This window comes from Escherichia sp. TW14182, assembly GCF_000208525.1.
Taxonomy (GTDB): Bacteria; Pseudomonadota; Gammaproteobacteria; order Enterobacterales; family Enterobacteriaceae; genus Escherichia; species Escherichia ruysiae.
Genome location: NZ_AEJZ01000353.1, coordinates 1 through 6,885, shown reverse-complemented (window position 1 = coordinate 6,885; position 6,885 = coordinate 1). Strand labels below are relative to the sequence as shown.

9 protein-coding genes and 1 pseudogene are annotated in these 6,885 nt (G+C 50.7%); all 10 read right to left on the bottom strand.

The window, feature by feature from the left end; all coding sequences use genetic code 11:
- On the bottom strand, positions 1 to 189 hold a 189-nt coding region (locus tag EQY_RS0121660), incomplete at its 3' end, for a hypothetical protein (protein WP_001168953.1).
- Entirely contained in the window at positions 189 to 476 is a 288-nt protein-coding gene (locus tag EQY_RS0121655) for a hypothetical protein (protein ID WP_001206794.1), read from the bottom strand. The genes EQY_RS0121660 and EQY_RS0121655, both read right to left, overlap by 1 nt.
- Complete coding sequence (locus tag EQY_RS0121650; RefSeq protein ID WP_000412906.1) at positions 473 to 1,159, bottom strand: hypothetical protein; 687 nt, start codon at positions 1,157 to 1,159, stop codon at positions 473 to 475. The genes EQY_RS0121655 and EQY_RS0121650 overlap by 4 nt, the downstream gene beginning before the upstream one ends.
- A gap of 7 nt (positions 1,160 to 1,166) precedes the next feature.
- Complete coding sequence (gene tssL, locus EQY_RS0121645) at positions 1,167 to 2,483, bottom strand: type VI secretion system protein TssL, long form (RefSeq protein WP_000128885.1); 1,317 nt, start codon at positions 2,481 to 2,483, stop codon at positions 1,167 to 1,169.
- On the bottom strand, positions 2,480 to 3,817 hold the full coding sequence (gene tssK, locus EQY_RS0121640; RefSeq protein ID WP_000118767.1) for a type VI secretion system baseplate subunit TssK: 1,338 nt from the start codon (positions 3,815 to 3,817) through the stop codon (positions 2,480 to 2,482). The genes tssL and tssK overlap by 4 nt, the downstream gene beginning before the upstream one ends.
- A 3-nt stretch (positions 3,818 to 3,820) precedes the next feature.
- On the bottom strand, positions 3,821 to 4,354 hold the full coding sequence (gene tssJ, locus EQY_RS0121635) for a type VI secretion system lipoprotein TssJ (protein WP_001045931.1): 534 nt from the start codon (positions 4,352 to 4,354) through the stop codon (positions 3,821 to 3,823).
- Positions 4,355 to 4,421: 67 nt separating this feature from the next.
- A complete protein-coding gene (locus tag EQY_RS0121630) occupies positions 4,422 to 4,907 on the bottom strand; it encodes an Hcp family type VI secretion system effector (protein WP_000312804.1) in 486 nt (161 codons plus the stop codon).
- Between the two features lie 180 nt (positions 4,908 to 5,087).
- Positions 5,088 to 5,540, bottom strand: a complete 453-nt coding sequence (locus EQY_RS27345; protein WP_071987998.1) for an STY0301 family protein — start codon at positions 5,538 to 5,540, stop codon at positions 5,088 to 5,090.
- Between the two features lie 12 nt (positions 5,541 to 5,552).
- Positions 5,553 to 5,960: a BPSL0067 family protein gene (locus EQY_RS0121625; protein WP_000332237.1), complete on the bottom strand. Its 408-nt coding sequence runs from the start codon at positions 5,958 to 5,960 to the stop codon at positions 5,553 to 5,555.
- Between the two features lie 50 nt (positions 5,961 to 6,010).
- A pseudogene (gene tssC, locus EQY_RS0121620) lies at positions 6,011 to 6,856 on the bottom strand (type VI secretion system contractile sheath large subunit); the annotation flags it as partial.
- Between the last annotated feature and the right edge of the window lie 29 nt (positions 6,857 to 6,885).

Genomic DNA, 6,885 nt, shown 5'->3' with positions numbered 1-6,885 from the left:
CACCAGCCACAGGATGAGCAGCATCAGTAATAGAACGATGGTCACCCCCCTACTGCTCACGGACACCAGCGGATGCAGGGTGTCAAACGCCACCAGCGGTCCGATAAACCAGACCAGCAGCGCAAGCATCACCACGCCGACAATCGCCAATGCGCGGCGGGAAAACAGCAGACTGAGAAATTTTTGCATTATTGTTCAGAGCTCCATGCGATAATCAGTAATAGCAAAATACCCAGGACTGAAAACCCCTTTCCTGTACGTGATACTGAAAGAAAATAAAGAACAATCTGAATAGCCGCTGAAATAAAATAAATTAATCTTCTGATTACCTCTCTATTTCCATTTCTCTGAGGCAATGCTGTTATTGAAGGCTCCATATCCTGCATCCACTGATACTCATTCCCGGAAAAAAGCATGATAGTGACCAACCCCATAATGAATAATAACCATCCTGTTATCTTAATTATTTCTCTCATGAGGACTCCCAGACAGTCATTAATAAACCAGAGAAATGCAACCAGTTATTGATAATAAAATCGCCATAGCTGGTATCTTGCTTTATTTTTTCCAGACTAAGAGAAATACCTCGATTATAACGAGCTTCAATAATTCTTATTTGTTCTTCTGTCAGGTGAGGTAAGGATACCTGAAAGCCATCTTTGTCAGCCAATTGATAACGATGCCTTGCAGCTAATTTTATATTAAAAACATCATGTTGGAGGTAATTTTCCAACTCACGCAACTGAGAATTATCCATTTTAGTCTCATCAAGCCCGAGTGTTTTGGCTGCAGTTCGCAATTGCATACTCACCGCACCAAAAGATGTTTTTTCTGGTTTCGAAGCTATTGTGATATGTTCATCAACCCACTCAGGCCCACTCCAACTCATAGCACGAAATTCAAATGCCAACGTGTCTACAATCTGAGGATCTCCCACTACTTCAATCCAACAAACTCCAGCAAGCAAGGGAGCAGGTAAATGCCAGGCATTTGCAGCTGCATTGATCAAAAGGCTGTTATGCTTCACCCAACCATCTTTAAAATAACGCCCAAATGCTACTCCTCCCCCCCATTTTTTAGGCGCCAGTTTCCAGAATATAAATTCTGTTACTCCCCACACTGGCGAATGGTTAGACGCATTACACTCCAGCTTTTCCATTATTAATTTACTCCACCACCAGAATTTCCACCCGGCGATTCTGCGCTCGTCCGGTTTTAGTGCGGTTATCAGCCACCGGCACGGTATCCCCCTTCCCGACAACCCGGATTCGACTGGTAGAAACACCACCGGACTTCAACAGCGTAGCCACTTCCGTCGCCCTTTTTTCCGATAACTCCTGGTTAGATGGGAATTCCGCAGAATGGATCGGCTGGCTGTCAGTGTGACCAGTCACCGTCACTGCGCCCCCCACTCGCGCAATCTCGCGCGCGGCCTTATCAATCACCGGGCGGAGCGCGTCATTCACGGTTTTCTGCCCCGGCACAAACATCGTGTCGCCCCGGAAGACCACCCGACTGTGATGCTCATCTTCTTCCACCGTCAGCAGACCACGGGTGATCTCGTTCGCCAGCAAGATTTTCAGTCGCAGTTTATGCACGGGAACGGGTGGTGGCGGCAGATTTTTACCAATGGCATCGATACGCTGCTGTACGGCTTCTGTGGCGAGACTCATCCGGTAGTTGTAAAAACCAAATAAGGTCAACATCACCAGCAGGGCTATTCCGCCACTCAGCCAGACAGGCACCCGCTGCATCCGCCGAATCCGACCGCCGACGGCACCGGTGAAACCAGGCGAAAGTGTTGGTGTTACCGGATCGCGGCGCTGGATCAGTTGAGTCAGCAGTTGCTGGCGGATATCGTCCAGTTGTTTACGCCCGTCGGGGCGCACGCTGTAACGCCCCTCAAAACCCAGCCCCAGTATGTGGTAAATGATTTCCAGCACATCGCTGTGCTCCTGGAAGCTGGAGGCCAGACGACCAATTATCTGAAACAGCTTGATGCCACCTTCACTTTCGCCATGAAAGGTGATCAGCAGGCTTTTTCCAGCCCAGACCCCACGTCGCCCCCAGCTTGTATTGTTGGCGGCTTCATCCAGCGCCGTACACAAGCAATAGCGAACCGCCAGCACATGCTCGCGGCGCAGGTTTGCCTGGTCGCACAGCGTCTGATATCGGCGAACCTCCCGCTCTAGCAGGGCGCGGTAATGTTCGATAAAACCAGGGGCGAGTTCGCGGGGCATCTGCGCCAGTGCACATAACAGAGGACTTGCCGCCGCCAGCAGGGGATTAGCGGCGGCAGTGATTTCAGCCAGCTGGAGTTTCATATCCGGGCCGTCCTCAACGACCAACTTGCTCTCCTCCTTGCGAAAAGTGTCCTTTATGGCCGCGCCGTAACCGTCATTGTCGGGTGCCTTTCCCCCCCCGGTTGATGGCTGAAATGGCAGGGTATTCGCCGCCTGCGGCGTCAGGATATCGTCGGTCATTTATCACGCACTCCCCACAGAGCCATCTCCAGCCCCGGAAACTCTCCGGCAGTGTGCATGGCCATGCCTCCATAGCGGGCAATATGTTCCCAAAGCACGCCATCGCGGCGAATGTCGTAATAGATGTACCCGGACTGGAACGGAATCTGACGCGGGGGGACCGGCAGCACCTGCAAAGTCAGCCCCGGCAGGTGCGAGCGGATCAGTTCCGGCAGGCGTTCGGACGGCCCGATTTTGGTCTGGGCGGAAAAATATTGCAGCAGGGCGTCGGCAGACATCTGCGCCTTCACCGTCAGCACAAGCGCGCTGAAACCCGATAGTTCGGAAGGTTCAACCACCGCATTGAGGATGCCATAAGCCCCCTCTTCCAGCGGAATCCGCTGCGCCCCCCGGATCAGCACGGCATTCAGCAGGTACTGTACCTCGTCCACCACCGATTTCAGCCCTGCATAAGGCGTCAGGTGTTTATATTCTTTATATTCTTCCGGGCGGCGAGTTTGTGGTCGCACATAGGTCGAGAGTTCACCGGCCAGTTCGGACAGGTTACGATAGAGCACTTCCGGCGACAGCGGCGTTTTCGCCAGATGGATCAGTAATGGGCCAAAACGATTGAGAATTTGTAACAGCAGGTAATCCGACACTTCCGCCGCCTCATGGCCGTGTTTATCACTGCCCGTCAACCGTTCCGCCAGTGAATCTGCGCGCATTTTTATCAGATCGTTGATCCACGACAGCCAGGTGCATATCAGTGAACTTGCCTGGTAGTTCACCACTGGCGGGATCAAATCTTTGTCAAGCTCGATCCGGCCATCGGGATGCAGAGCCGTAATGCGCGTCAGCGGCAGGCCGATCCACGCATCCGTCACTGCTTTTTCCGGCAACAGGCGCAGGTGGCTGAGCTGCAACAATTGTGCGCCACGCCCCAGCGAGTTGGCATCGCGAATTTCATTTTCATGCACCGAAAAGCGCGCCAGCGATTCCGGGTTATTGTCGAAGCTGGTTTCCTCGCTGTTCGGCGTGCGTACCGGCACCGCCAGGCAAATCTGCTGGTTAAGATGCTCCGGCAGAATGGTCAACGGCGGCGGCAGCGGCGTATGGCCCGGCGCATTAAACGGCGTACCGTCCGCAAACACCCCGGCAGCCTCTTTCAGTACCAGTTTGCCGATGTTCAGCGCCTCACTGTCAATGCTGTATTCACTGAAGCCCCAGAAAAAGGGGGAAAGCGGCAGACTGCGGTAGTGAATAACGTGTTCCAGATAGCGTTCCTGCTGCTGAAACATCTGTGGCAGCAAAAATTGTCCTTCACTCCAGACCACCCGGTTATTCCAACTCATAATTTACTCATCCCGTTCTTTAATCACGATGGCGCTTTGCTCTATGCCAGCATCCAGTTCGACTTTTTTCTTCGGCATAAAGCGGCTGTACCAACTTTTTTCCGGTGGATCAGGAATTTTATATGTGGCTCGCCAGACCGATTTTCCCAGATTGCGGTATCCGGCGAGGATCCCCAGCGTGGTGGTTTCCTTATTGAGAGAGCGGCGCAGTTTTTTCTCCTCGCCCGGGCGCAAGATAAAGCTGTCGCGGTGCAGTAAATCATCGGCAAGAACAGCCTTGTCATTGTCCTGAAGTGACCACCAGTCCGCCGCCGTGAAGGCTGCATCATTTTTCAGTTCATAAACGCGTATCTCTATGGGCGCGGCTTTTTTCTGATTGTCAGGATTCACCTTATCGGAAGCCTTAATCACCAGATCGAGTCTTTGTGACATCAGGTCCGGCACGTCGTCGCTGTCAATGCTGCACCCGGAAAGCAGGCAGACAAAAGACAAAGCTACCGCACATAACCACCCACCGGGGTTACGCCATTTATTCACTGTAATTTCCTTTAAAATCAAATAATAAAAACCGGCCAGGCTATTTACCGGGCCGGAAAAGTACCGCTTAAATTTCTTTATTGGCCTTGAAGTCGTAGCCTGCGGTGATGGTGCCGCCGCTGCCACCTTGCTGGTTCTGCACCACGTATTCCTGCTTCACGGTGCTGAAAGAGAGTTCGACTCTCTCGCGGGAAGCTATCTCGCCCTCCTTGCTACCACTGGGGGAAACCACAGCCACAATCAGGTCAGTAAAGGTGTACTTGAGGTATTCCAGTGGATTGCCGCCTGCTTTACGCATGACAAGGATGGACTTCGGAATATGCTTACCGGAGGCGCAGTATTTGAACAGATTCGGGCTGGCGCGATCGATGTAATGTTCAAACTCCAGGTTAGTCACGGAGACTTTACCGGATCCCAGACCGCTGCCTGCGTGCATGGTGGACTCCTGATGGATATTCCAGCGCCAGCTCAGTACCTCAATTTCATTTTTATGTTTGTCATCCATTGACTCGCCATCAATGCCGTCAATTTTCAGAAAAATGTCATAAGCCATTTTCATTTCCTTATTAAGAATTACTTAAAAATAATCTCTGATTTATCTGTACATCTGGATACAGGTAAATCATTGCCGTACAGAACCCCCTCTCCTTAATTTCAGAAGAACAGAAGGCTGTATAATTTCCGGTAATGAGATACCGGCATATAATTAATTCATAAACTGAATGGATTATATTTATTTACATATCACAGATACCGGTGACTCTCCTTGTTCCCGCTGACCCGGCAGAGAAGATGCCTGACACCGTGTCGCCGATGCAGGTACTGGTTGTGATAACCAAACCTGTCCGTGGTTATAAATACAGGAAACCCAGTAACGTTCACTATCCTGATTACTGTTCATTGTGGTATCCCATATTTGCCTGGTTTCACCCTTTATTTTCTCTGTCTCTGGTTTTAGATCTACCCGGTTTTCAGGTTTTCCCTGCGACATCCCTACGCCGTCCAGCCACAGACGGGGTTCATAGCGGGAAGATTCCTGCCACGATGTAGGTACATCCGACTCCAGTACTGTCGTTGAGGATTTTATATTGATAAACACGGGACAACTGACTTCCCACGCTGCAACATATTGTGGATAAAACAATATATAACCCAATAACAGAGAAAAAATAAAACGCGTCTCCATAGCATCTATTCTCTACTCAATAACATAAAAAGCTTCCGCATTATTACTGGCATCAGGATAGGATCCATCACTGCGCATTCCGCCTTTTCTGGAGATTTTGCGCGCCGATACATTCGAGGCTTTACCTGTCCACTGGTCCATAACATAAATATACGAATCATCTTGTTCGAGATAGAAAGCAGCATGTTTATGAGCATCTTCCCTCGGTGGATATTTCCCATTCACAAAAGTCGCGATTGCTGTTCCTCTGCGGATCGATTTATCTCCGAAAACTTTCCGCCCCTGCTTCCACGTTCCGGTATGCCCTACATGTGCATATACCTGAACTAAGAACACACATTCCTTTCTGTCTCCTGCTCCCGCCATTCCCACCATTTCAGTGCCCTGCAATGAATCTACCAGGCCATAAACATATGCCATATCTCCCCCTGAGTATTATCTGACATCATTCATTAAAATATTCATAAAAATCAGGCGGTACCCTGTTTTACTGACGGCAGTTTTGTGACCAGACGCAGCGACCCCGTTAATCCTTCAAGCTGGAAATGCGGGCGCAGGAAGAATTTGGCATCGTAATAACCCGGATTACCTTCCACTTCTTCCACCACCACTTCAGCAGCTGCCAGCGGCCGACGAGCTTTGGTTTCCTGTGAGGAGTTCACCGGATCGGCATCAACGTAGTTCATGATCCACTCATTGAGCCAGCGTTGCATATCTTCACGTTCTTTGAACGAGCCGATCTTGTCGCGCACGATGCACTTGAGGAAGTGCGCAAACCTTGAACAAGCGAACAGATATGGCAACCGGGCTGAGAGATTAGCGTTGGCCGTGGCGTCCGGGTCGTAATATTCCTGAGGTTTTTGCAGCGACTGTGCGCCAATAAAGGCGGCGTAATCGGAGTTTTTGCGGTGGATCAGCGGGATAAAGCCATTTTTCGCCAGTTCCGCTTCACGGCGGTCAGAGATGGCGATTTCCGTCGGGCATTTCATGTCCACGCCGCCGTCATCGGTCGGGAAGGTATGACAGGGCAGATTTTCTACCGCCCCACCAGATTCCACACCACGGATCAACGTACACCAACCGTAATGTTTGAAAGAACGGTTGATATTTACCCCCATTGCATAGGCGGCATTACTCCAGACATATTTGCTGTGATCTGCGCCATCCGCATCTTCTTCAAAATCAAACTCATCGACAGGGTTTGTTTTCGCGCCATAAGGCAAACGGGAGAGAAAACGCGGCATCGTCAGGCCAATGTAACGAGAATCCTCGCTTTTACGCAGTGAGTTCCACGGTGCATATTCGAGGTTCTGGGTGAACCGCCCCGGGAATCCTGGAGACTAAA

Coding starts and splice junctions, on each gene's coding strand:
- EQY_RS0121650 (WP_000412906.1), bottom strand. CDS start 1,159: ATGGAAAAGCTGGAGTGTAATGCGTCTAACCATTCGCCAGTGTGGGGA.
- EQY_RS0121630 (WP_000312804.1), bottom strand. CDS start 4,907: ATGGCTTATGACATTTTTCTGAAAATTGACGGCATTGATGGCGAGTCA.
- tssK (WP_000118767.1), bottom strand. CDS start 3,817: ATGAGTTGGAATAACCGGGTGGTCTGGAGTGAAGGACAATTTTTGCTG.
- tssL (WP_000128885.1), bottom strand. CDS start 2,483: ATGACCGACGATATCCTGACGCCGCAGGCGGCGAATACCCTGCCATTT.
- EQY_RS0121655 (WP_001206794.1), bottom strand. CDS start 476: ATGAGAGAAATAATTAAGATAACAGGATGGTTATTATTCATTATGGGG.
- EQY_RS27345 (WP_071987998.1), bottom strand. CDS start 5,540: ATGGAGACGCGTTTTATTTTTTCTCTGTTATTGGGTTATATATTGTTT.
- EQY_RS0121625 (WP_000332237.1), bottom strand. CDS start 5,960: ATGGCATATGTTTATGGCCTGGTAGATTCATTGCAGGGCACTGAAATG.